General features: G+C 61.1%; 17 protein-coding genes and 6 tRNA genes. 17 read left to right on the forward strand and 6 right to left on the reverse strand.

Translation table 11 applies throughout. The annotated features are described in order from the left end of the window. Positions 1-8 precede the first annotated feature (8 nt). The 4 genes from trmA to OP494_RS02605 all read left to right on the forward strand — a co-directional run bounded on the left by trmA (position 9) and on the right by OP494_RS02605 (position 8,503). Positions 9-1,130 carry a tRNA (uridine(54)-C5)-methyltransferase TrmA gene (trmA, locus tag OP494_RS02590; protein WP_280539153.1) on the forward strand — a complete coding sequence of 374 codons (1,122 nt, stop codon included), beginning with the start codon at positions 9-11 and terminating at the stop codon, positions 1,128-1,130. Between the two features lie 173 nt (positions 1,131-1,303). Next, the gene (locus tag OP494_RS02595; protein ID WP_280539154.1) at positions 1,304-6,142 is read left to right on the forward strand and encodes an NAD-glutamate dehydrogenase; all 4,839 of its coding nucleotides are present in this window, start codon (positions 1,304-1,306) and stop codon (positions 6,140-6,142) included. A 140-nt stretch (positions 6,143-6,282) separates the two neighbouring features. After that, a complete protein-coding gene (locus OP494_RS02600) occupies positions 6,283-7,350 on the forward strand; it encodes a hypothetical protein (RefSeq protein ID WP_280539155.1) in 1,068 nt (355 codons plus the stop codon). A 148-nt stretch (positions 7,351-7,498) separates the two neighbouring features. Beyond that, on the forward strand, positions 7,499-8,503 hold the full coding sequence (locus OP494_RS02605; RefSeq protein WP_280539156.1) for a quinone-dependent dihydroorotate dehydrogenase: 1,005 nt from the start codon (positions 7,499-7,501) through the stop codon (positions 8,501-8,503). 128 nt (positions 8,504-8,631) lie between these two features. Here the strand turns inward: OP494_RS02605 and rmf are convergent, their stop codons facing one another. Continuing rightward, the gene (gene rmf, locus OP494_RS02610) at positions 8,632-8,838 is read right to left on the reverse strand and encodes a ribosome modulation factor (protein ID WP_040243900.1); all 207 of its coding nucleotides are present in this window, start codon (positions 8,836-8,838) and stop codon (positions 8,632-8,634) included. 239 nt (positions 8,839-9,077) lie between these two features. Here rmf and rlmKL point away from each other — a divergent pair, with 239 nt between their 5' ends. Further along, positions 9,078-11,288, forward strand: a complete 2,211-nt coding sequence (rlmKL, locus tag OP494_RS02615) for a bifunctional 23S rRNA (guanine(2069)-N(7))-methyltransferase RlmK/23S rRNA (guanine(2445)-N(2))-methyltransferase RlmL (protein ID WP_280539157.1) — start codon at positions 9,078-9,080, stop codon at positions 11,286-11,288. Positions 11,289-11,309: 21 nt separating this feature from the next. Here the strand turns inward: rlmKL and OP494_RS02620 are convergent, their stop codons facing one another. Next, complete coding sequence (locus OP494_RS02620) at positions 11,310-11,594, reverse strand: hypothetical protein (RefSeq protein WP_280539158.1); 285 nt, start codon at positions 11,592-11,594, stop codon at positions 11,310-11,312. A 192-nt stretch (positions 11,595-11,786) separates the two neighbouring features. On the opposite strand from OP494_RS02620, the gene pdxB reads away from it, so the two are divergent. After that, positions 11,787-12,938: a 4-phosphoerythronate dehydrogenase PdxB gene (gene pdxB, locus OP494_RS02625; RefSeq protein ID WP_280539159.1), complete on the forward strand. Its 1,152-nt coding sequence runs from the start codon at positions 11,787-11,789 to the stop codon at positions 12,936-12,938. Between the two features lie 125 nt (positions 12,939-13,063). Here the strand turns inward: pdxB and htpX are convergent, their stop codons facing one another. From htpX to msrB, 4 genes are all read right to left on the reverse strand, one after another. After that, positions 13,064-13,966, reverse strand: coding sequence for a protease HtpX (gene htpX, locus OP494_RS02630; RefSeq protein ID WP_280539160.1), 903 nt, complete (start codon positions 13,964-13,966; stop codon positions 13,064-13,066). A gap of 157 nt (positions 13,967-14,123) precedes the next feature. Then, entirely contained in the window at positions 14,124-15,356 is a 1,233-nt protein-coding gene (locus OP494_RS02635) for a pyridoxal phosphate-dependent aminotransferase (RefSeq protein ID WP_280539161.1), read from the reverse strand. Between the two features lie 161 nt (positions 15,357-15,517). Next, positions 15,518-16,474 carry a ribosome biogenesis GTPase YlqF gene (ylqF, locus tag OP494_RS02640; protein ID WP_280539162.1) on the reverse strand — a complete coding sequence of 319 codons (957 nt, stop codon included), beginning with the start codon at positions 16,472-16,474 and terminating at the stop codon, positions 15,518-15,520. Between the two features lie 127 nt (positions 16,475-16,601). Continuing rightward, the gene (gene msrB / locus OP494_RS02645; protein ID WP_280539163.1) at positions 16,602-17,003 is read right to left on the reverse strand and encodes a peptide-methionine (R)-S-oxide reductase MsrB; all 402 of its coding nucleotides are present in this window, start codon (positions 17,001-17,003) and stop codon (positions 16,602-16,604) included. A 219-nt stretch (positions 17,004-17,222) separates the two neighbouring features. On the opposite strand from msrB, the gene OP494_RS02650 reads away from it, so the two are divergent. From OP494_RS02650 to OP494_RS02700, 11 genes are all read left to right on the forward strand, one after another. Next, positions 17,223-17,298, forward strand: a tRNA-Glu gene (locus OP494_RS02650). 23 nt (positions 17,299-17,321) lie between these two features. Further along, positions 17,322-17,396, forward strand: a tRNA-Gly gene (locus OP494_RS02655). Positions 17,397-17,477: 81 nt separating this feature from the next. Then, positions 17,478-17,553 (forward strand) — tRNA-Glu (locus OP494_RS02660). A gap of 37 nt (positions 17,554-17,590) precedes the next feature. After that, a tRNA-Gly gene (locus tag OP494_RS02665) sits at positions 17,591-17,665 on the forward strand. 28 nt (positions 17,666-17,693) lie between these two features. Beyond that, positions 17,694-17,769 (forward strand) — tRNA-Glu (locus OP494_RS02670). Positions 17,770-17,896: 127 nt separating this feature from the next. Then, positions 17,897-18,859 (forward strand): ABC transporter ATP-binding protein, encoded by a 963-nt coding sequence (locus OP494_RS02675; protein ID WP_280539164.1) that lies wholly within the window; start codon positions 17,897-17,899, stop codon positions 18,857-18,859. Continuing rightward, entirely contained in the window at positions 18,856-19,629 is a 774-nt protein-coding gene (locus tag OP494_RS02680; RefSeq protein ID WP_280539165.1) for an ABC transporter permease, read from the forward strand. Before OP494_RS02675 ends, OP494_RS02680 begins: the two co-directional genes overlap by 4 nt. Before the next feature lies 1 nt (position 19,630). Beyond that, complete coding sequence (gene queF, locus OP494_RS02685) at positions 19,631-20,464, forward strand: NADPH-dependent 7-cyano-7-deazaguanine reductase QueF (protein ID WP_280539166.1); 834 nt, start codon at positions 19,631-19,633, stop codon at positions 20,462-20,464. A 94-nt stretch (positions 20,465-20,558) separates the two neighbouring features. Beyond that, on the forward strand, positions 20,559-21,119 hold the full coding sequence (locus tag OP494_RS02690; protein WP_280539167.1) for a nitroreductase family protein: 561 nt from the start codon (positions 20,559-20,561) through the stop codon (positions 21,117-21,119). Positions 21,120-21,145: 26 nt separating this feature from the next. Then, positions 21,146-21,625: a YiiD C-terminal domain-containing protein gene (locus OP494_RS02695; RefSeq protein ID WP_280539188.1), complete on the forward strand. Its 480-nt coding sequence runs from the start codon at positions 21,146-21,148 to the stop codon at positions 21,623-21,625. 106 nt (positions 21,626-21,731) lie between these two features. Beyond that, a tRNA-Ser gene (locus tag OP494_RS02700) sits at positions 21,732-21,819 on the forward strand. The last annotated feature ends 414 nt before the right edge of the window (positions 21,820-22,233 follow it).

Genomic DNA, 22,233 nt, shown 5'->3' on the forward strand with positions numbered 1-22,233 from the left:
GAGTTTTCGTGGCCGTACCCGTCGTCGACCCCGAGCGTTACGAGTCTCAGCTCGATGCCAAGCGCGAGCGTATCACGGCGCAATTCGCGCGCTTCTCTCCGCCGCCGCTGGAGGTCTTTCCCTCGCCGCCAAGCCATTACCGGCAGCGCTGCGAGTTTCGTATTTGGCACGACGGCGACGATCTGTTCTATGCCATGTTCGAGGTCGACCCGGCCGACCCCAAGCGCAAGGCGGTCATTCGCCTGGATGAATATCCCGTGGCGGGGGAGCGCATCAACGCGCTCATGCCCGCCTTGCGTGACGCGCTATTGGCAAGTGATACCCTGCGGCGCAAGTTGTTCCAGGTCGAGTTCTTGACCACGCTGAGTGGCGAGGCGTTGGTGACCTTGATCTATCACCACCAACTCGACGAGGCATGGGAGCAAGAAGCACGGGCGTTACAGGAAGCCTTGAACGTATCGATCATCGGCCGGGCGCGTAAGCAGCGTCTCGTGCTCGAGCGCGATCATGTCTGGGAGCGTCTGAATGTCGAAGGCCGCGAATTCGTCTATCAGCAGGTGGAGAATAGCTTTACCCAGCCCAATGCGGCGATTTGCCGGTCGATGCTGGGATGGGCGCGGGACGTGACCCGCGAGAGCCACGACGGCGATCTGGTGGAGTTCTATTGCGGCAATGGCAACTTCACGATTGCGTTGGCCGAGAACTTCCGCCGTGTCGTGGCCACGGAGATCTCGCGGACCTCGGTGGCCTCGGCCAACGTCAATCTCGAGGCCAATGGCGTGGCCAACGCCGTGGTGGCGCGGATGTCCGCCGAGGAGTTCAGCGAAGCCCTGGCCGGCGAGAAAAGCGGGCGGCGCGTGGCGGCGCTGGCGCTCGATGAGCATGCCTTCACCACGGCGCTGGTCGACCCGCCGCGAGCCGGACTCGATGCGCATAGCTGCGAGCAACTAAAAGCCTATTCGCGCATCGTCTATATTTCCTGTAACCCGAACACGCTCGAGGCGAATCTCGAGTCATTGAGCGCGACCCATGCCGTGACCCGTTTCGCACTGTTCGACCAGTTTCCGTATACCGATCACTGCGAATGTGGCGTGCTACTGGAACGCCGGGAATCGCCAGTACGTGCGTGACCAGCCCATGCACAACCGGCATACGCCATGAGGGTGTGTCACATCGATGGGGCTTGACGCGCGATGGGAGTAAGCTCGTGTCACCGTGGTGGTTCACGCGATATGCGTGCGTGCCGCCGAAGGATCATTCATCGGTCGCCATGAAGGGCGGCCGGTCGTAGACGAGGTGCTTGATGCAACACGTTGCGATCGAGGGCAAGGAAGATTTTCTCGCCCAGCTCAAAGAACAACTGGCCAAGCGGCTTCCCCAGGAAAAAGTGGAGCGGATCGCTGCTTTCGCCGAGGACCTGTATGCGTCGGCGCCGTTCGAGGAGGCCGCCGAGCGCGGCCTGGATGATATCTACGGCGCGACGTTGTCGGCGTGGCACTTCATGCAGACGCATGACCCCAGCGAGGCGAAGGTTCGCGTCTTCAATGCCGACTTCGAGGAACATGGCTGGCAGTCGCCGCACACCGTAGTGGCCGTGCTGCACGAAGACATGCCGTTTCTCGTCGATTCGGTGCGTATCGAGCTCAATCGCCGCGGGCTGACCGTGCATGCGATTCATAACTCCGTTCTGGCGGTGGAGCGCGATGCCAAGCATCATCTCAAGCGTGCAACCTCGACTCAGGCCAAGAATGCCCCGCCCTCTCGCGAGTCGATCATTCTGGTGGAAGTCGACCGCCATTCCGATACGGCGACCCTGGATGACCTTCACGACAGCCTCGAAGAAGTACTGTGCGACGTGCGTGCGGCGGTGGAAGACTTCGATCCCATGCGTGAGCGGGTGCGCGAGTCGATCAAGGAACTCAAGGCGCAGCGCCCGAAGCAGATCAAGGCCGACGATCATAAAGAAGCCATCGCTTTCCTCGAATGGCTCCTCGACGATCACTTCACCTTCCTGGGCTATGACGAGTACGAGGTGTTGCAGGAAGACGGTCAGGACCGTCTACGCCAGATATCCAAGAGCGAGCTGGGCGTGTTCAAGCTCGACCAGCCGCGTTACCGCGAGCGCATCAGTACCGACGAGGGCGTCGAAGACGATCAGTATGTGCTGGTGCCGGAGCTTTTGTCCTTTGCCAAGAGTGCCTATCACGCGCGCGTGCATCGCCCTGCCTATCCGGATTACATCTCCATCGACCGTTACGATGAAGACGGTCGCGTCATCGGCGAGCGGCGCTTTTTGGGGCTCTATACCTCGACGGTCTACAACGAATCGCCGCGCAACGTACCGGTGCTGCGCAAGAAGATCGAAGCCGTCATCAAGGCCGCGGGCGTCAATCCCAAGGGGCATAACGGTAAACAACTGACGCAGATCCTCGAGGTCTATCCGCGTGACGATCTGTTCCAGATCGACACCGACGAGCTGGCGCAGACTGCCTTTGGCATCCTCAATATCCGCGAACGGCGCAAGGTGCGCTTGTTCATTCGCGAGGATCGTTTCGGTCAGTTCTATTCGTGCCTAGCGTTCGTGCCGCGCGATGTGTTCTCCACCGAATTGCGCGTGCGTATCCAGAACCTGCTCTGCGAAGAGCTTGACGCTACCTTCGGTGATTTCAATACGTATCTATCCGAGTCGGTGCTGGCGAGAATCCAGTTCATCCTGCGTTTCAACGGCGAGCGCCCGGCCGAATACGATATACGACGTCTGGAGAAGAAGATTACGGCGCTCTCGCGTAGCTGGCGGGATGACCTGCAGACCGCCATGGTCGAGGGCTACGGCGAAGAACAGGCTAACCGCCTGATGCAGGACTATCGCGAGGCGTTTCCCAACAGTTATCGCGAAGACTTTTCGGCCCGCACTGCCGTTTACGATATCCATCATCTCGGTGAGTTGGGCGGGAACGCACCGATCAGCCTGAGCCTTTATCGGCTGGTCGAGGAGAACATCGACGGGGTCAATCTCAAGCTGTTCCACGCCGACCAGCCGATCCCGCTCTCCGATGTGCTGCCGGTGCTCGAAAACCTGGGGCTCCGCGTGATCAGCGAGCGTCCCTACGAAGTCGAATGCCCCGACCAGACTTACTGGATTCATGACTTCACGCTCGAGCACCGTGGCGACGGGGTCGTCAATCTTCAGGAAATGCGCGATGTCTTCATCGAGGCATTCACGCGCATCTGGACCGGCGATGCCGAAAGCGATGCCTTCAACCGCCTGGTCATCGGTGCCAATCTGGCTTGGCGCGAAGTGGCGGTTCTGCGTGCCTATGCGCGTTATCTCAAGCAGTTGCGCTTCGGGCTCTCTCAGGACTATATCGCCAATACGCTTGCCAGCCACCCGGAGATCACGCGTGAACTGGTGACGTTGTTCGAGCTACGCTTCGATCCCGATGATGCCGCCGGCGACAGCGAGATCGAGGAATGCGTGACGCGCATCGAGGGCTTGCTCGATGAGGTCGCCAGTCTCAATGACGATCTGTTGCTGCGTCGCTACATGGCGCTGATTCAGGCGACATTGCGGACCAACTATTATCAACGGCGTGAAGATGGCGAGGCCAAGGATTACATCGCCCTCAAGCTCGAGCCGACGCAAGTGCCGGACATGCCCAAACCGCGGCCGATGTTCGAGATTTTCGTCTACTCGCCGCGCGTCGAGGGTGTCCACCTGCGCAGCGGCAAGGTCGCGCGCGGCGGGCTGCGCTGGTCCGATCGTCACGAGGACTTCCGCACCGAGATCCTGGGGCTGGCCAAGGCGCAGCAGGTCAAGAACGCGGTCATCGTTCCGGTAGGCGCCAAGGGCGGCTTCATCTGCAAGCGCATGCCTGATGGTGCCGACCGCGACAGTGTGCAGAAAGAAGGCATTGCCTGCTATCAGATATTCATCCGCGCGCTGCTTGACGTGACGGACAACCTGGAAGGTGGCGAGACCGTGCCCCCCGAGCGCGTGGTGCGTCACGACGAGGCCGATCCCTACCTGGTGGTGGCTGCCGACAAGGGCACCGCGACTTTCTCGGACATCGCCAACGCCATTTCGCTGGAATACGGCCATTGGCTGGGCGATGCCTTCGCCTCCGGCGGTGAGCATGGCTATGACCACAAGAAGATGGGGATCACCGCCAAGGGTGCTTGGGAATCGGTCAAGCGTCACTTCCGCGAAATGGGTCTCAATACCCAGGAGACACCGTTCAGCGTAGTGGGTGTCGGCGACATGGCGGGCGACGTGTTCGGCAACGGCATGCTGTTGTCGGACAAGATTCGCCTCATCGCCGCCTTCAACCACCGGCATATCTTCGTCGACCCCGATCCGGATCCGGCGGCCTCGTTCAAGGAACGCAAGCGCATGTTCGAGCTGGCGCGCTCGAGCTGGGAGGACTACGACACCGCCTTGATCTCCGAGGGTGGGGGCGTGTTCTCGCGCGATGCCAAGTCCATCAATATCACGCCGCAGATGAAAAAGGCCTTCGACATCAAGGCCGGCAAACTGTCGCCCAACGAGTTGATTCGCGCGATTCTGACCTCGCGTTGCGATCTGCTCTGGAATGGCGGCATCGGCACCTACGTCAAGGCGTCCGACGAGACGCATGCCGAGGTGGGCGACAAGGCCAACGACGCCTTGCGTGTCGACGGGCATGAATTGCGCTGCCGGGTGATCGGTGAAGGCGGCAATCTCGGCTTTACCCAACTCGGGCGCATGGAAGCCGCAGAGCAGGGTGTACGCGTCACTACCGACTTCATCGACAATGCCGGCGGGGTCAATTGCTCCGACCATGAAGTCAATATCAAGATCCTGCTCGACGATATCGTCAAAGCCGGCGACATGACCGACAAGCAGCGCAATGAGTTGCTGGCGAGCATGACCGAGGAAGTGAGTGAACTGGTCCTGAGCGATAACTATCGCCAGACCCAGGCGCTCTCCTTGTCGGAGATTCTCAGCCAGCAAGGCATGGGTCCCTATCGCCGCTTCATCAATGAGCTGGAAGCCGCCGGGGGGCTGGATCGCGAACTGGAATTCCTGCCCACCGACGAGATGTTGGTCGAACGCGGCAATACGGAACAAGGTCTGACCTTGCCCGAGCTATCGGTACTGATCTCTTATGCCAAGAGTGCGCTGAAGACCGATATGATCGCCTCCGATCTGCCGGACAACCCGCATGTCCAGCGGCACATGGCACGGGCCTTCCCGCAGACGCTGGTCGAGCGCTTCCCGGACGAGATGTACCAGCATCGCTTGAAGCGCGAGATCACCGCGACGCAGATCGCCAACGATCTGGTCGATCATATGGGGGTCACCTTCGTGCGGCGTCTACGTGACTCCACCGGTGCCACACGAGCGGAAGTGACGCGCGCTTATCTCATCGCGCGCGATTGCTTCAACCTCGAAGGCCTCTGGGAGCAGATCGAGGCGCTCGATTATCAGGTCGAAAGCCGCGTTCAGTACGGCATGATGCTCGATCTGATGCGACTGCTGCGTCGCGCCACGCGCTGGTTCCTGCGTCATCGCACCAATCAGAGCATTCAGGAAGCGGTGGAGTATTTCGCACCGCGTATCACCCAACTGCAAGAGAGCGTCGGCAAGCGCTTGCGTGGAGAGGATCACGAAACGTGGGATGCGCGTCGCGATGAGCTAGAAAAAGCCGGCGTGCCAACCTCTCTGGCGAGCGTTGTCGCGGCGGCCAACAGCCTATATGCCGGACTGGGCATCATCGAAGCGGCGCGTGCCACCGACGAGAAGATCCAGCGTGTCGCCGAGGTCTATTACGACATCGGCCATCGTCTGGAGCTGCCGTGGATGAATGGTCAGATCAACGCACTGAAAGTACGCGATAGCTGGCAGGCGCAGGCGCGCGAAACCTTCCGCGACGATCTCGATCGCCAGCAACTGGCGCTGACCGTCAGCGTACTCAAGATGGACGGCGCGCCGAGTGGTGTGGAACCGCGTGTCGAGCAGTGGCTGGAACGGCATGCCGGCTTGGTCGAACGCTGGTGCGGCCTGCTCAACGAGGTGCGTTCGGGCGCCCAGGGCGGTTTCCCGCTATTCGCGGTGGCCATTCGTGAACTGGTTGATCTCGCCGAGAGCAATGGCGAGGGATAAACCCGCACACAATGCTCCGAGCCTCGTGCTCGGGGCATTGTCGATTTTCCTTCCTCTTCGAGCTTTCAAGTGAAGCATTGGCGCTGATGTCTCTGATATGCTGTGCCCGACTCAGGTTCGAAGCCAAGTAGAGAAGCCCCATGAATCATCGCGTGATTACCACAATGCTCGTGGCCCTGGGACTGGCCGGCACGTCATCGCTGGCCATGGCTCAGAGCGCTGCACAGCAGAAGGCGCACGAAGCGGCGGCTAAAATCGATCTTACCGATTTCTTGCAGTCGAGCTCCGATGCACGTAGCCAAAGCTTTTTCTTCGGCGGGACGCAGACGCATCCCTTTAGCGTCGAAAAGTCAGGACGTTATCAGTTCCAGAGCTCGACCTTGCCGGGCGACTCCGACGATTACCGGGTCGAAGCGACCTTGCTCGACGAGCAGGGCAATGAAATCGCCTCGGAATCAGGGCTGGGCCAGAATGGTGGCTTGACCATGGAGCAGCGCCTGGAGCCCGGCGATTACGTGCTGCGTGTTCATGGTCAGAAGTTCGGTACCACCAAGACGGGCGGTAATAGCTTCGTGGTCACCGTCAATGGCCTGGACGCACAAGGTAACCGGCTTTCAAGCGATGAAAGCGGTGTCGACGCCGGCGGTGGCATCATGTTCGGTGGCCCGGGTAAAGACGGTCATACTACGGCCTTCGTCGATGATGAAGATGCGGTGGCGACCATCGCCGCACCGCGTCGTGATACGACCGAGTCGGCGTCTGCAGTGGCCTCGGGTGCTGCCGCGACGTCGTCGGTAGCGGGCGAAGCATCGTCGGACTCCACGTCAAGTAGCGGCGCTTCTTCAGCCACGCAGGACGATGAAGACGCCTTGCCGGATGCGTTCGACGAAATCGTGACCGACCTGGCCATTCGCGAGCAAGGCAAGGTATTGAGTTTCGATGTGGTGGAAGCGGGTACCGTGTCGGTGACCAGCTCGACCTTCCCCGGCAACGAGGGTACCTATAGCCTCGAAGCGCGGATCCTCGACGAGAGCGGCGATGTCGTGGCCAGTGACAAAGGTGAAGGTTTCGAGAGTGATTTCGACATCGAAACGATTCTGCAACCGGGACGCTACACCGTCTGGGTGAAGGGCCGGAAGTTCGGCAGTGCGATGAGCGGCGTCAACAACTACACGCTACGCGTGCAGCAGCTCGATACCCAGCCGTAAGGCCTGGTGCAGTGTCGGGGGCTGACGCGCCCCGACGCGAGCCCCGCTTCGCCATGTGCGAATGCGGGGCTCTGCGCTTTTGGGCGTGGCTACGCTATACTGCGCGCCCATTTCATGTCTTGCCGCTCATTACATTGTCCGAGGATCCATGTACGCCCTGGCCCGTTCGCTACTTTTCCGACTCGACCCCGAAACCGCCCACGGCGCTGCACTGACGTCACTCGATGCCGTCCATCGTCTGGGGCTGGGCAGGTGGATGGGCACGCATATCGAGGCGCCAGTCACGCTGATGGGGCTGACGTTCCCCAATCGTGTGGGGTTGGCGGCGGGGCTCGATAAGAATGCCGAGCACCTCGATGCGCTCGGGGCGCTAGGCTTCGGCTTCGTCGAAGTGGGCACGGTGACGCCCAAGCCCCAGCCGGGCAACCCCAGGCCGCGCCTATTCAGGCTGCCGGCGAAGGGGGCGATCATCAATCGCATGGGGTTTAACAATGCCGGTGTCGACGCGCTTGTCGCCAATGTACGCAAGAGTCACTACGACGGCGTGATCGGCATCAACATCGGCAAGAATCTGAGTACACCAGTCGAGCACGCAGTAGACGATTATCTGACGTGTCTGCGCAAGGTGCATGCGCATGCGCATTACGTCACGGTGAATCTGTCGTCGCCGAACACGCCGGGGCTGCGCAACTTACAGTTCGGCGAGCATCTGGAGGCATTACTAGGCACGCTGGTTGAGGAAAAGCATCGCCTCGACACCGCCAGTGGCCGGAACGTGCCTCTGGCCGTGAAGATCGCTCCCGACATGAGTGACGACGAAGTTGCTTTGGTGGCGCAAGCGCTGGCAGCCAATGGTGTCGATGCGGTCATTGCTACCAATACCACGGTGATGCGCGATGCGGTGGAGGGGCTTGAGCACGCCGAGGAGCAGGGCGGGCTTTCCGGACGTCCGGTGTTCGAGCCTTCCAATCGGGTGATTCACGAATTGCGCCGCCATTTACCGACGCTGCCGATCATTGGCGTTGGCGGCATCGATAGCGGGCATGCGGCACGCGCCAAGTGCGAGGCGGGGGCCGACCTCGTGCAGCTGTATACTGGCTTTATCTACCGGGGGCCGGCGCTGGTCGGCGAATGCGCTGGGGCTCTGGCGTAGTGTGTTTTTATATAAGTAGCGTGCTTTGACATGAGTAGTGTGCTTTGACATAAAAAGGCCCGCGATGCGGGCCTTGTCATGGACCTGTCAATGGGGTGTCGATCCAGGTGCCATTAAGGATTCTACCATCACAGTACCATGGGGTTTCGATGGATGCCGGAAATCCCCGTCATGCCGGCCCATTGGTCCCCACGACCTTCACGCCAACCGCTCATCCAGTACTCACGGAGGTTGATGTCCTGGCTGGGGCAATCATCGCGAGAGCGCCCCGTCATGCCGGCTTTGTATCCGTGGACATATGCACGCTGAAAGCGATCACGTTTCTGTCGTTTCATCGGATGGCCTCTTATCAAGAACCGATTGTTGAGATCTGACAGTACATGCCGACAATGGAGCACCCATCACCGCCATGAACCGGAACGTCCGGACACGAAACGCATGCGTTTTCAGTAGCTACTACTTTTAATATTTAGTGCTTTGAGGCGGATTTGTCGACCAGCGATTTGGCATAAGCCAAACGTTCCATGTAAACCACAGGAATATGACCGGTGCGTGGCGCCGGGATGACGACTTTATGACCGATGTGCAATCCCCATCCTTGACGCTCTACGTCACCTGTCCCCGGGGCCTTGAGGGCTTGCTGGCCGACGAACTCGCGGGCTTCGGCGCGGAGGTGACCGGGACGACCGTGGCGGGTGTCCACGTTCAGGCCGATATCGCGATGGCCTACCGCATCTGCCTGTGGTCGCGCCTGGCGAATCGCGTGGTGCTCTGCCTTCTGCGCGAGCAGGAGATCGAGCGTCCCGAGTCGCTGGTCGAAGCCGCCCGCCGGGTCGACTGGCGCGCACACCTGCGTACTGGAAGCAGCCTGGCTGTGGATTTTCATGGCCAATCCGAGCATATCCGCCACACCCGCTTCGGGGCTCAGAGCGTCAAGGATGGCATCGTCGACTCAATGCGAGCGGCCGGCCACGAACGCCCGGTGATCGAGCTCAAAAACCCCGATACACGTATTTACGCGCACCTGCATCGTGGGCGCTTGCTGCTAGGGCTCGATCTGGTCGGCGGTAGCCTGCATCAGCGTGGCTATCGTCGCGATGCCGGCCACGCGCCACTCAAGGAGAACCTCGCCGCCGCCTTGTTGATGCGTGCCGATTGGCCGGCGCGGGCACGGCGTGGGGAACCCTTGCTCGACCCTATGTGCGGAGCAGGTACGCTGCTCATCGAGGCGGCGTTGATGGCGGCGGACATCGCCCCCCAGTTGGCCCGGCACTATTTCGCCTTCGAGGCCTGGGCGGAGCACGATCCCGGCGTATGGCAAGAGCTCAAGCGTGAAGCGGATGCCCGTGCCAGCGTGGGACGTCGTCGCGTAAAGTCAAAGCTGTTCGGTCGCGACCTGAGCCCACCGGCCATTGCCGCCGCCAAGGCCAACGCCATGCGCGCGGGGATTCCCGCCTTGATCGAGCTGCAAGGTGCCGAGGTGGCACAGCTGACGCGCCCTGAAGGCATCGACGGGCCGGGGCTGGTCATCACCAATCCGCCGTATGGCGAGCGTCTGGGCGAGTTGCCTGAGGTAGTCCCCATTTACACCGCCCTCGGTGAGCGCTTGCGTGCCGAGTTCGAGGGCTGGCAACTGGCGCTTTTCACCGGCAACCCCGACCTGGGCCATCGTACCGGGCTGCGGGCCACCAAACAGTATGCGTTCAAGAACGGGCCGCTGGATTGCAAGTTGCTGCTGATCCCGGTGGAGGCGGCGCGCACCTCGCACGCTTCTGGCAAAGACTCGGGCGAGAGCGCCTCGGCAGGCGAACAGGATACCCAGGCGGCGCCTGGCCATGCCCCGCGCAATGACGGCGCGCAGATGTTCGCCAACCGGTTGCAGAAGAACCGCAAGCGGCTGAAGAAGTGGCTCAAGCAATCCGGAGAGAGTTGCTATCGGCTCTACGATGCGGATATGCCGGAATACGCCCTGGCGGTGGATGTCTACGGTGACCACGTACACGTGCAGGAATACGCGCCACCGCGCTCAGTAGACCCGCGCCAGGCGCAGCGTCGCTTGTTCGATGCCTTAGAAGTCATTCCCCAGGTGCTCGGCGTGCGCCCGGAGGACGTGCACTACAAACAGCGCACGCGACAATCGGGCAAGGCGCAATACACCAAGCAGGGGGCCAGCGGCGAACGTTTCGAGGTCAGCGAAGGGCCGGCGCGGTTGTGGGTCAACCTGCGCGATTACCTGGATACCGGCTTGTTCTTGGATCATCGCCCCGTGCGCCGCATGTTGCGCGACATGGCCGCCGGCAAGCGCTTTCTCAATCTTTTCTGTTACACGGGCACGGCGACGGTTCAGGCGGCACTGGGGGGCGCGAGCGACAGTGTCAGCGTCGATCTTTCCAATACCTACCTGACTTGGGCGCGCGATAACTTCGCGCTCAACCGCCTCGATCCCAGCCGGCATCGGGTGATCCGTGACGACTGCCTGCGTTGGCTGGAAACCGCGGGTAGCGAGTTCGACCTGATCTTCATGGACCCGCCGACGTTTTCCAATTCCAAGAAGATGGATGATGTACTCGACGTGCAGCGTGATCACGCCCGGCTCATCGAGCTAGCGATGGCGCGTCTGTCGGCGGACGGTACTTTGGTATTCTCCAACAACCAGCGGCGCTTCACGCTCGACGCCGCGATTGGCGAGCGTTTCGCGGTGGAAGACATTTCGGCGCGGACGTTCGATCCGGACTTCGCGCGGCGCCCGGATCTGCATCATTGCTTCCTGATCCGTCACCGCTGAGACCGGCAGGCGCGCGTGTGATCAGACGCCGTCGAGCAGCGACAACTGACGCATCGCCTCCTGAGCCTCGGGGCTGTTGTCATCGCTGGCCTCGAAGACCTTGGCGAAGCCGCGCGAGGACTGGATATGCGCGACATCTTCGAGCCATGTCGTGGCCTGCGCATAGCTGTCGGCCAGTTGATGCTTGAGGCCGCCGAACTGGGTGCCGATCTGGCCCCAGGCGCGGCTGAATATCCAGTCACCGAACATATCCTGGTGGACATGCACGAGAACGTAGTCGTGTTCACTTTCCCAGCGGACGATCACGAGAACTCCTGGTGGCGCCGTTGTGGTTGGCAATGGGCTTGTGACGTGTCTTTCGCGGGCCTACTATCGACATTCCCGGCGGGTATCGAATCCCGGCGAGCGCCGTCTCCGGCGTGGCCGTGGACAGGCAAGTGCGCCCCGTGCGTATTGTAACCGGCCGTCGGACGTGAACAAGGGAGAAAAGAGAAGGTCATGCGCATCCTGGTCGATGAAAACATTCCTCTGGCCGACGAGTTCTTCGGCGAGCTGGGCGATATCACCCGCTTGCCCGGGCGCGACATCGATGCGGCGGCGGTCCGCGATCAGGACCTGTTGGTCGTGCGCTCGATTACACCGGTGAATGCGGCGCTGCTCGATGGCTCCCGCGTGCGTTTCGTGGGCACCTGCACCATCGGTACCGACCATATCGACCTCGATTACCTGCGAGAAGCTGGCATCGGGTTCGCCAATGCCCCAGGCTGCAATGCTGACTCAGTGGTCGACTACGTGCTCTCGAGTCTCCTGTTGCTGGCCGAGGAAGATGGCTTTCATCTAGCCGGCAAGACCATCGGCATCGTCGGGGCCGGTAACGTGGGCAGCCGTCTGGTGGAGCGTCTGGACGATCTCGACGTGACGTGTCTGATCTGCGATCCGCCACGTGCCGAGGCAGAAGGCCGCGAAGACTTTCTGGCGCTGGATAGCCTGCTCGAGCGTGCCGATATCGTCTGCTTGCATACGCCGCTGGTGTCGGATGGTGAGCACGCGACCCGACATCTGCTGGATGCCGCGCGTATCGAGGCCCTGGCACCGGGCACCGTGCTGATCAACGCTGGACGTGGCGCCTGTCTCGACAATCAGGCGCTGCGCGAGCGTCTCGAACGCGTCAATGACCTACGCGTGGTGCTCGACGTGTGGGAAAATGAGCCGGGCATCGATCATGGCCTCTACGATCTCGTCGATATCGCCACGCCACATATAGCCGGGCACAGCATCGACGGCAAGATGCGCGGGACCGAGTTGGTCTATCAGGCGGCGATGCGCCATTTCGGCTTGCCGGCGCGCAAGAAGCTCGGCCAGCTCAAGCCGGACCCATGGCTGCGCAAGATCGTCCTGACGCCGTGGTCGCCGCCGCTGGAAGCGCTGTCGCTATGCACGCGGGCCTGCTATGACGTGCGCCGCGACATGCTGGCGTTCGATCGCTACCGTCGGCGCATGGGAATGGCGGCGGGTTTCGATGCCTTCCGCGCTGAGTATCCATTGCGGCGCGAGTTTTCCACCCTGCGAGTCGAGCTCAAGCAGAACAAGGGTGGCTTGCGTGACGCCCTCGAAGGCTTCGGTTTCAAGGTCAAGCTGTCTAACAAGTAGCAAGTAGCAAGTAGCAAGTAGCAAGTAGCGTGGCATCATGCGGCGTGCCGAGACGAAAACACCCACCGACCTGTTGATGAATTCAGGGCCGGTGGGTGTTTTGCGTTACGCGCTATGTGCCGCGGTTATTCGCGGTAGGCGCTTTCCTTGAGGGCGCGAATGCGGTCATCCAGCGGCGGGTGGCTGGAAAACAGGCGCTCCATGAGTTTGCGTGTCTGGCCGGAGGTGATGGCGAAGGCTGTCAGCGTATCCGGCATCTGGTCCTTCATCTGCGTTTCGGCCTTGAGACGCCCCAGGGCGTTGATCATCGCACCGCTCCCGGCGAGCTTGGCACCGGCGGCGTCGGCGCGGTATTCGCGGAAGCGCGAGAACCAGGCGACGACAATCGAGGCCACCAGGCCGAAGACGATCTCGGCAACGATGACTACCGCCATGTAACCGAAGAAGCCCAGGCCGCCGCCATCATCGTCGCGGCGCAGGAAGCTATCCACCAGTTGTGCGACGATGCGCGCGAAGAACATCACGAAGGTGTTGAGCACGCCCTGAATGAGCGCCAGCGTCACCATGTCGCCATTGGCAACGTGGCCGATCTCGTGCGCCAGCACTGCGCGCGTTTCCTCGGGGCGCATGCGCTCGAGCAGCCCGGCGGAAACGGCGACCAAGGCATCGTTCTTGTTCCAGCCCGTGGCGAACGCATTGGACTGCTGCGCGGGAAAGATCGCCACCTCGGGCATCTTGATGCCCGCATCGCGGGCCAGCTCGCCGACGGTGTCGAGTAGCCATTGTTCGGTGGCATTACTGGGCTGCTCGATCACCTTGGCCCTGGTACTCCTCTTCGCCATCCATTTGGAAATGAACAGCGATACCAACGACCCGGCCATGCCGATCACGAAACAGAAGATCAACAGGCTGTTCATGTTGAGCCCGTTGGCGTTGAGGTAGGGCTCCACCCCGAGTATTCGCAGGGTGATGCTGGCCACGATCACCACGGCCAGGTTGGTCGCGAGAAACAGCAGGATTCGCATCATCGATGAGTTCCCTCAGTCAGTGAGACAGCAATGGTCATGTCGATTCTTGTTGGGCATTAGATACGGCGTCTTGCCCTGGGTTTCAAGACAAATATCGATAATCGTTGAAAGTTCGATGATTCTCACCCGAGCCGGCATGGCTCGGGCGAGAAGCGGGTCATTGGCGGTAGCGTGTCAGGAAGTTGGCGAAGCGGTCGAGGGCGTCGTCGAGCTGGTCGGCCCAGGGCAGGGTGACGATGCGCACATGATCGGGCGCCGGCCAGTTGAAAGCCGTGCCCTGGACCAGCAGGATCTTTTCCTGCAAGAGCAAGTCGAGCACCAACTTCTGATCGTCCTGAATGTTGAAGACCTCGGGGTCGAGACGCGGAAAGGCGTACAGCGCCCCCTTGGGCTTGACGCAACTGACGCCGGGAATGGCGTTGAGCTTGTCATAGGTAATGTCGCGTTGGGCGAGCAGACGCCCACCGGGCAGCACCAGGTCGTTGATCGACTGATAGCCACCGAGCGCTGTCTGGATGGCGTGTTGCGCGGGCACGTTGGCGCACAGCCGCATCGAGGCCAGCATGTTGAGCCCCTGAATGAAGTCGTCGGCGCGCTGCTTGCCGCGATTCCCGGAGAGAATCATCCAGCCGCTGCGAAACCCGGCGCAGCGATAGCTCTTGGACAGTCCATTGAGCGTCACCACGAGCTGGTCGTCGTCGGCCAGTGCGCCGGTGGAAACATGCTCGGCCTCGTCGTAGAGGATCTTGTCGTAGATCTCGTCGGAGAACACCACCAGGCCGTGGCGTCGCGCGATCGCCAGCAGTTCCTTGACCACTTCCGGCGGATAGACCGCGCCGGTGGGGTTGTTGGGATTGATGATGACGATGGCCTTGGTGCGAGCGGTGATCTTGTCGCGCACATCGTTCAAGTCCGGCGCCCAGTCGGCCTGTTCATCGCACAGATAATGCACCGGTCGCCCGCCGGAGAGGTTGGCCGATGCCGTCCACAGTGGATAGTCGGGCGCGGGAATCAGCACCTCGTCGCCGTCGTCGAGCAGCGCCTGCATGGCGATGGCGATCAACTCGGAGACGCCGTTACCGACGAATACATCTTCGACGCTGACATCGGGAATGTTCTTGCGCTGGCATTCCTGCATGATCGCCTTGCGCGCCGAATAAAGCCCCTTGGAATCGCAGTAGCCCTGGGCCGTCGGCAGGTTGCGCATCACATCCTGAAGTATTTCTTCAGGGGCTTCGAAACCGAAGGATGCGGGGTTGCCGATGTTGAGCTTGAGGATGCGCTGACCTTCGTCTTCGAGCCGCTTGGCGTGGTCGAGTACCGGGCCGCGAATGTCGTAACAGACGTTATCGAGCTTGTGCGATTTCCGAATGGGCGTGTCGGTATCCATGAGGCTTCCGTTTGCTGCGCAGCCGGTGGGGTGGAGGCGGTGTTTCCGTACCGTTCGGGGCGGGCTGCCGCGCCGCTTCCTAGCATACCGTGGCGCGCGGGCCACGCAAATGGCCCGCACCGGAATAGGCGATTGAACTAGAAGGGTAAAAACCTGGCTGTTTAGGCCGGGGAGGGTGACTCGTCCAGTGAGGGATCGTTTTCCTCGGGTGCAGGAATATCGTCCGGTGTCTCTAGCGTCAAACGCCCGAGCTTGCCGTCGCGCAGCTCGTGCAGCAGCACTTCGGCACCGCGGTGCATGTCGACGACGCCGCCGGCGCGCAAGCCGCCCCGCTTGCCGGCGATGGCCTCGACGATGGCCTGGCCATCGAAGCCGGCCAGCGCTAGCAGGTCGCGATGCGGCGGGCCATCGGCCTCGACGCTGTCGGCATCCGGATTGGGCGTGTAGGCAGGCAACGTTTTTAGCTTGTAACGCGCCTTGAGAGCATCCGGGTAGCGCTTGGCCAGCTCGGCGGCGGCGACGATGGCGACATCGCTATATTCCATCGCGGTATCGCGGATCGCGCCGCTAGCCGCCAGGCGATAGGCGCTGGCCTGATCCTCGATCTTCGGCCATAGCACGCCGGGGGTGTCGATCAGCGCGACGCGACCATCAAGGCGTATCTTCTGCTGACGCTTGGTGACCGCCGGTTCGTTGCCGGTCTTGGCGAGCTTCTTGCCGGCCAGGCCGTTGATCAGCGTCGACTTGCCGACATTGGGAATGCCCATCACCATCACGCGCACATCGCGGTCGGCGCGCACATGGCCAGCGAGTTCGTGGCACAGCGCGGGGATGCGCTTCAACTCACGCGATTGGGTAGTAGTCACCGCCAGAGCGCGGATGTCGGGCTGGGCGTTGAAGTGTTCCACCCAGCGCTCGGTCTGCTCGGGGTCGGCGAGATCGGCGCGCGAGAGCACCTTGAGCACCGGTTTGTGCTCGGTCAACTCGGCCAGCATGGGATTGGCGCTGGAGTAGGGCAGGCGGGCATCGAGAACTTCGAGTACCACATCGATTTCCGGTAGCGCCTCCGTTATCTGACGGCGGGCTTTGTGCATGTGTCCGGGATACCAACCCAGCATCGTCTTTACTCCAGCTCGAACAAACGGCCGCCCATGGTAGCAGAGCGAAGACCCTTAGCAGAGCGGCGGCCGTGACGAATCTATTTGTAGATGAACGACTCCCTAAATGAAGGACTCTACAGATGAATTACTCGCCGGGGTGAAAGTCGAGCGATACCGAGTTGATGCAATAACGCTGCCCGGTGGTCTCCTGCGGGCCGTCGGGGAAGACATGCCCCAGATGTGCGTCGCAGCGCCGGCACGTAACCTCGACACGGCGCATGCCGTGGGTCGTATCCAGGTGTTCCTGGACGCCGGCATCCGCGAGCGGGCGGTCGAAACTCGGCCAGCCACATCCGGAATCGAATTTATGCTCGTTTTCGAAGAGCGGTGCGCCGCAACAGATGCAGTGATAAATGCCTTGTTCGGAGGAGACCTGATGATCGCCGGTGAAAGGGCGTTCGGTGCCTTTCTCGCGCGTCACGCGATACTGCTCGGGCGTTAACTGCTGCCGCCATTCTTGCTCGCTTTTGTGCGTTTTGTCGCTCATTGCTGCCTCCTACGTTGCGGATACTGTGATGCGCCATGCCGATGCCGAGAGCCCTTGTAACGCATGAGGGATGTCACGGCGTTTACTAGCAGTGGGCGCCACTTGGTCCACAATATGGGGGCATGGCAACGGCAAGAAAAGGGTGTTCAGACAGAGGGTTGACACCCGCGGGGGTGCCCAGTAATATACGCCGCACCTCGACGAGGCGAGTGATGACACGTCCCATTCGTCTAGTGGCCTAGGACACTGCCCTTTCACGGCAGTAACAGGGGTTCGAACCCCCTATGGGACGCCAACTCACCTCGTGTGGCTGGAAATGCGGGAATAGCTCAGCGGTAGAGCATCGCCTTGCCAAGGCGAGGGTCGGGAGTTCGAATCTCCTTTCCCGCTCCAAATTTGGTAGTATTGGATAGGCAATATGGGTCGGGAGCTGGAACGCCAGTCCGATCGATCTCCTTTCCCGCTCCAAAATGCGTCCCATTCGTCTAGCGGTCTAGGACACTGCCCTTTCACGGCAGTAACAGGGGTTCAAACCCCCTATGGGACGCCACTTCCAGCTTGTGGTCGTAGTACCAGTGTTTTGTGATGCGGGAATAGCTCAGCGGTAGAGCATCGCCTTGCCAAGGCGAGGGTCGGGAGTTCGAATCTCCTTTCCCGCTCCAACCAAAACACCTCCCCCTATCTCGATACGTCCCATTCGTCTAGTGGTCTAGGACACTGCCCTTTCACGGCAGTAACAGGGGTTCAAACCCCCTATGGGACGCCACTTCGTTTGCTTATAATATGCCTTGCCATTTAGTGCGGCGTTCGAGACATTGATTTTTCTCGATTTGCCCGCATTGTCTGCTGTCTTTGCAAGGTTTCTTTCGAATATCAAGAATTGGGTGCGCCAGATGGCAGAACCAGCACTGTCCATCCGCGGGCTGACCAAGGTCTACGGTAATGGTTTCCATGCCCTCAAGGGCATCGATCTCGACGTCGCTGAAGGCGACTTTTTTGCGTTGCTCGGCCCCAACGGGGCGGGCAAGTCCACCACGCTAGGGGTCGTATCATCCCTGGTACAGAAGACCGGTGGCAGCGTGAGCGTGTTCGGTATCGACATCGATCGCGACTTCGCCAAGGCCAAGTACCATCTCGGCGTGGTGCCGCAGGAATTCAACTTCAATCAGTTCGAGAAGGTCGAGGACATCGTCCTGACCCAGGCGGGCTACTATGGCATGCCGATGCGCGAGGCCAAGCCCCGCGCCGAGCAATTGCTGCGCGATCTCGGCCTGTGGGACAAGCGCAAGGGCAGTGCCCGGATGCTGTCGGGGGGCATGAAGCGCCGCCTGATGATTGCGCGCGCGTTGATTCACCGCCCGCGGCTTTTAATTCTCGATGAGCCGACGGCCGGGGTGGATATCGAGCTGCGCCGCAGCATGTGGGAATTCATGAAGCGCATCAATCGTGAAGGCACCACCATCATCCTCACCACGCATTATCTGGAAGAGGCCGAGAGCCTGTGCCGTAACATCGCCATCATCAATCATGGCGATATCGTCCAGAATACCAGCGTGCGAGACCTGCTGGCCCAGCTCAATACCGAGACCTTCCTGCTCGATCTGGCGCATCCGGTTGAAGCCGCGCCGACGCTTGAAGGCTTCAGCGTGGAACGTGTCGATGCCACGCAACTGGCGCTTTCCGTCGAGCGCGGGCAGCGGCTCAACGATGCCTTCTCGCAACTCTCCGCGCAGGGTTTCGAAATCGTCTCGATGCGCAACCGTGCCAACCGTCTGGAGGAGATGTTCGTGTCGATGGTCGAACACGCCAACGCCGAAAGCGGCCGATCCACCGACAAGGTGGAGGTGCGCTCATGAATGCCTGGCAGACCTGGATCGCCCTGTGGACGCTGGTGACCAAGGAAGTGCGCCGCTACATGCGTATCTGGCCGCAGACGCTGCTGCCGCCGTCGATCACCATGACCATGTATTTCATCATTTTCGGCAACCTGATCGGCTCGCGCATCGGGCCCATGGACGATATTCCCTACATTGATTACATCGTCCCCGGCCTGATCATGATGGCGGTGATCACCAACAGCTATTCCAACGTGGCCTCGAGCTTCTTCTCCAACAAGTTTCAGCGCAGCGTCGAGGAGATGATGGTCTCGCCGATGCCCAACTGGGTGATCCTCGCCGGTTTCGTGGTCGGCGGGGCATCGCGCGGCTTGGCCGTGGGCTTGATCGTCACCGTGGTGTCGATGTTCTTCACCGATCTTTCGATTCATCATCCCTTAGTGACTATTGCCGTCGTGATCATGACGGCGTTGCTGTTCTCCATCGGCGGCTTCATCAACGCGCTGGTAGCGAACAAGTTCGATGATATCTCGATCGTGCCGATCTTCGTGCTGACGCCGCTGACGTATCTGGGCGGGGTGTTCTATTCGATCCACATGTTGCCGAATTTCTGGCAAGGCGTGTCGATGATCAACCCCATTCTGTACATGGTGAACGCCTTCCGTTACGGCATCCTCGGCGTCTCGGACATTCCGGTCGGCGGGGCGCTGGTGGCCATTGCCGTATTCATCGTGGTGTTCTTCATGGCGGGTCTGTGGATGCTCGAGCGTGGCAAGGGGATTCGTAGCTGACATGAATGAACGCGCCGATACTCTCGAGCATGCACCGCTAGGGCGCGAGTCCGCGTATCCCGAACACTACGATGCCAGCCTGCTGTTTCCCATTCCCCGGCAGGCCAATCGCGCGCCGCTGGGGCTCGACGATGCCGCGTTGCCTTTCGTCGGCGAGGACGAGTGGCACGCCTTCGAGCTTTCCTGGCTCGACGCGAAGGGCAAACCGCACGTGGCCGTGGCGCGGTTTCGGTTGCCTGCCGATTCACCCTCGCTGATTGAGTCGAAATCCTGGAAGCTGTATCTCAACAGCTTCAATCAGACGCGCTTCGATGGCCGTGCGGCGGTGGCCGAAACGCTCGAGCGTGATCTGGCCCAGACGGCGGGCGCGCCGGTAACGGTAGAACTGTTCGGCGTCGAAGACGAGGCGCTGGCCCCGCGTGCGCTGCCCGGCGAGTGCCTGGATGACCTCGACGTGAGCATCGAGCACTACACGCCGACGCCTGAGCTGCTCGAAGTGGGCGAAGAGATCGTCGAAGAAACGCTGCACTCGCACCTGCTCAAGTCCAACTGCCCGGTGACCGGCCAGCCCGACTGGGGCAGCGTGCTGATTCGCTATCGCGGCCCCAAACTGGTGCGCGAGGCGCTGCTCAAGTACCTGATCTCCTATCGGCAGCATCAGGACTTTCACGAGCACTGCGTCGAGCATCTGTTCGTTGACCTCATGGCGCGGGCCAGGCCGGAGCGACTGCTGGTCATGGCGCGCTACGTGCGGCGGGGCGGGCTGGATATCAGTCCCTGGCGGGGTACGCCCGGCGAGCGGCCGCCCACGCCACTGCGTCTCGCGCGCCAGTAAGCAGGTTTTCGCGGAAGGCAAGCGTCAGCGCCATTGAACGCCCGCGCTGTCGACCGCACATCATTACCCTATTCAGACGGCCAAGGAGATGCTCATGGATGCCATGACGTTACTGCACGAGCGCAGCTCGATGGGAAAACTGGCCGCGCCCGCCCCCGACCGCGATCAACTGGACGCGCTGTATCGCGCCGCCTTGCGCGCGCCCGATCACGACGCCCTGACGCCATGGCGGTTCATCGAGTTCTCCGGGGAAGGGCTCGACCGGCTGGGCGAGCTTTACGCCAAGGCCGAGCAACGTCTCAATCCGCACATCGACGATGGCCATCTCGACGCCGCGCGCAAGAAGCCCAAGCGTGCGCCGATGATCATCGCGGTGATCGCCAAGGTCACGCCCGATCATCCCAAGGTGCCGCGTATCGAACAGCTGCTTTCCGCCGGCTGCGCGGCGCATGGCATTCTGCTCGCGGCGCAGGCGCAAGGCCTGGGCGCCATGTGGCGCACTGGTCACTATGCCTTCGACCCCACCGTGCGTGAAGGCCTCGGCCTGGCCGATGACGACGAACTGGTCGGCTTTCTGTACCTCGGCCAGATGGGCGGGCGCCACAAGCCGTTGCCCGAGCGCGATCCCGAAGCGTTCGTCGAGCGCTGGTCGTGAACGAGACACCGCGTCAGCCGGGGGTAATGCACCCCCGCTTGCCGTTGCCCGAGGCAGGCGGCGGGGAAGACCTCGAGACCTTCTTCGTCTGGCTGCGCGAGGCGATCCCTCAAGTCGCGCATTACGGTATCCAGCAGCCCATTTGGGATGATTCAACACTCAGTTGGCGGGTGGCGCTGGCCGACAACCTCAACGACAAGGGCACCGGCTTCGGCGGCGCCCTTGCCGGTGAAGCCACCTTGCTTGGCTGGTGTTGGACGACGCTCTGGCTAAGGGCCCGGGGCAGGGCGCAAGACGTGGTGATCGCTGAAGGCCAGCAGCGTTTTCTCGCCCCTGTCACCAGCGACTATCACATGCAGTGCTTTCCCCTCGAAGCCGACGGTATTGCCAGGCTCGATACCGCGCTCACCGAGAAAGGGCGAGGGCGCATCAAGCTCGTGCAGCGCGTCTACTGCGGCGACACCCTATGCATGGAAGCCCAGGGCAGCTACGCGGTACTCAAGTGATTCCCCGCCGAGACGGAAAATCGCTTGCAAAACAGCACTTAGCTCGATAGTATGTGCGCCGTTCTGACGGACAAGGCCGAGGCCATCCGGCGGAACGACAATTTGCGGAGGGGTGTCCGAGTGGTCGAAGGAGCGCGCCTGGAAAGCGCGTAAGTCGAAAGGCTTCGAGGGTTCGAATCCCTCCCCCTCCGCCAGAATTTAGAAAAGCCGCTGAGCCATCAGCGGCTTTTTTGTGCCTGCCTTTTGGAAAAACCGCGCCTCATTTCTTGGGTTCCTAGCCTCGTCTTCACCATCCCCGTTTGGTCGCATATCCGCTCATTTAGGAATGACAGCGACCTTGGCTTTCGGTAGTGTTCCCTAAGTGTTTTGAGTGATAGATAGTGGTAGATGGGTGTTGGGGCTTAGCTATCGGGGAACTAGCACGCGTCGCGGGTGGAGCCTGGCTGCTGATCAGCGATAACCAGGCTTACGAAAAAGAGATGATCAAGCCCGACGAGATTGAACTGACCCCCAATCGTTGGACGGTTAGTTCTCTTAACCGGCGGCCATGGCCTGAGTCCTGTATTGCACGGGGCTCAGGCCTTTTAGTCTCTGCTTGATCCGCTGAT

This window comes from Chromohalobacter sp. 11-W, from assembly GCF_029889905.1.
Classification (GTDB): Bacteria; Pseudomonadota; Gammaproteobacteria; order Pseudomonadales; family Halomonadaceae; genus Chromohalobacter.

Excerpts from the sequence above, each read along its gene's own strand:
- pdxB (WP_280539159.1), top strand. The coding sequence starts at position 11,787 with ATGCGCATCCTGGTCGATGAAAACATTCCTCTGGCCGACGAGTTCTTC.
- OP494_RS02680 (WP_280539165.1), top strand. The coding sequence starts at position 18,856 with ATGAATGCCTGGCAGACCTGGATCGCCCTGTGGACGCTGGTGACCAAG.
- OP494_RS02635 (WP_280539161.1), bottom strand. The coding sequence starts at position 15,356 with ATGGATACCGACACGCCCATTCGGAAATCGCACAAGCTCGATAACGTC.
- OP494_RS02675 (WP_280539164.1), top strand. The coding sequence starts at position 17,897 with ATGGCAGAACCAGCACTGTCCATCCGCGGGCTGACCAAGGTCTACGGT.
- OP494_RS02690 (WP_280539167.1), top strand. The coding sequence starts at position 20,559 with ATGGATGCCATGACGTTACTGCACGAGCGCAGCTCGATGGGAAAACTG.
- OP494_RS02605 (WP_280539156.1), top strand. The coding sequence starts at position 7,499 with ATGTACGCCCTGGCCCGTTCGCTACTTTTCCGACTCGACCCCGAAACC.
- htpX (WP_280539160.1), bottom strand. The coding sequence starts at position 13,966 with ATGATGCGAATCCTGCTGTTTCTCGCGACCAACCTGGCCGTGGTGATC.
- OP494_RS02600 (WP_280539155.1), top strand. The coding sequence starts at position 6,283 with ATGAATCATCGCGTGATTACCACAATGCTCGTGGCCCTGGGACTGGCC.
- ylqF (WP_280539162.1), bottom strand. The coding sequence starts at position 16,474 with ATGCTGGGTTGGTATCCCGGACACATGCACAAAGCCCGCCGTCAGATA.
- queF (WP_280539166.1), top strand. The coding sequence starts at position 19,631 with ATGAATGAACGCGCCGATACTCTCGAGCATGCACCGCTAGGGCGCGAG.
- OP494_RS02595 (WP_280539154.1), top strand. The coding sequence starts at position 1,304 with ATGCAACACGTTGCGATCGAGGGCAAGGAAGATTTTCTCGCCCAGCTC.
- msrB (WP_280539163.1), bottom strand. The coding sequence starts at position 17,003 with ATGAGCGACAAAACGCACAAAAGCGAGCAAGAATGGCGGCAGCAGTTA.
- OP494_RS02695 (WP_280539188.1), top strand. The coding sequence starts at position 21,146 with ATGCACCCCCGCTTGCCGTTGCCCGAGGCAGGCGGCGGGGAAGACCTC.
- rlmKL (WP_280539157.1), top strand. The coding sequence starts at position 9,078 with ATGACCGATGTGCAATCCCCATCCTTGACGCTCTACGTCACCTGTCCC.
- rmf (WP_040243900.1), bottom strand. The coding sequence starts at position 8,838 with ATGAAACGACAGAAACGTGATCGCTTTCAGCGTGCATATGTCCACGGA.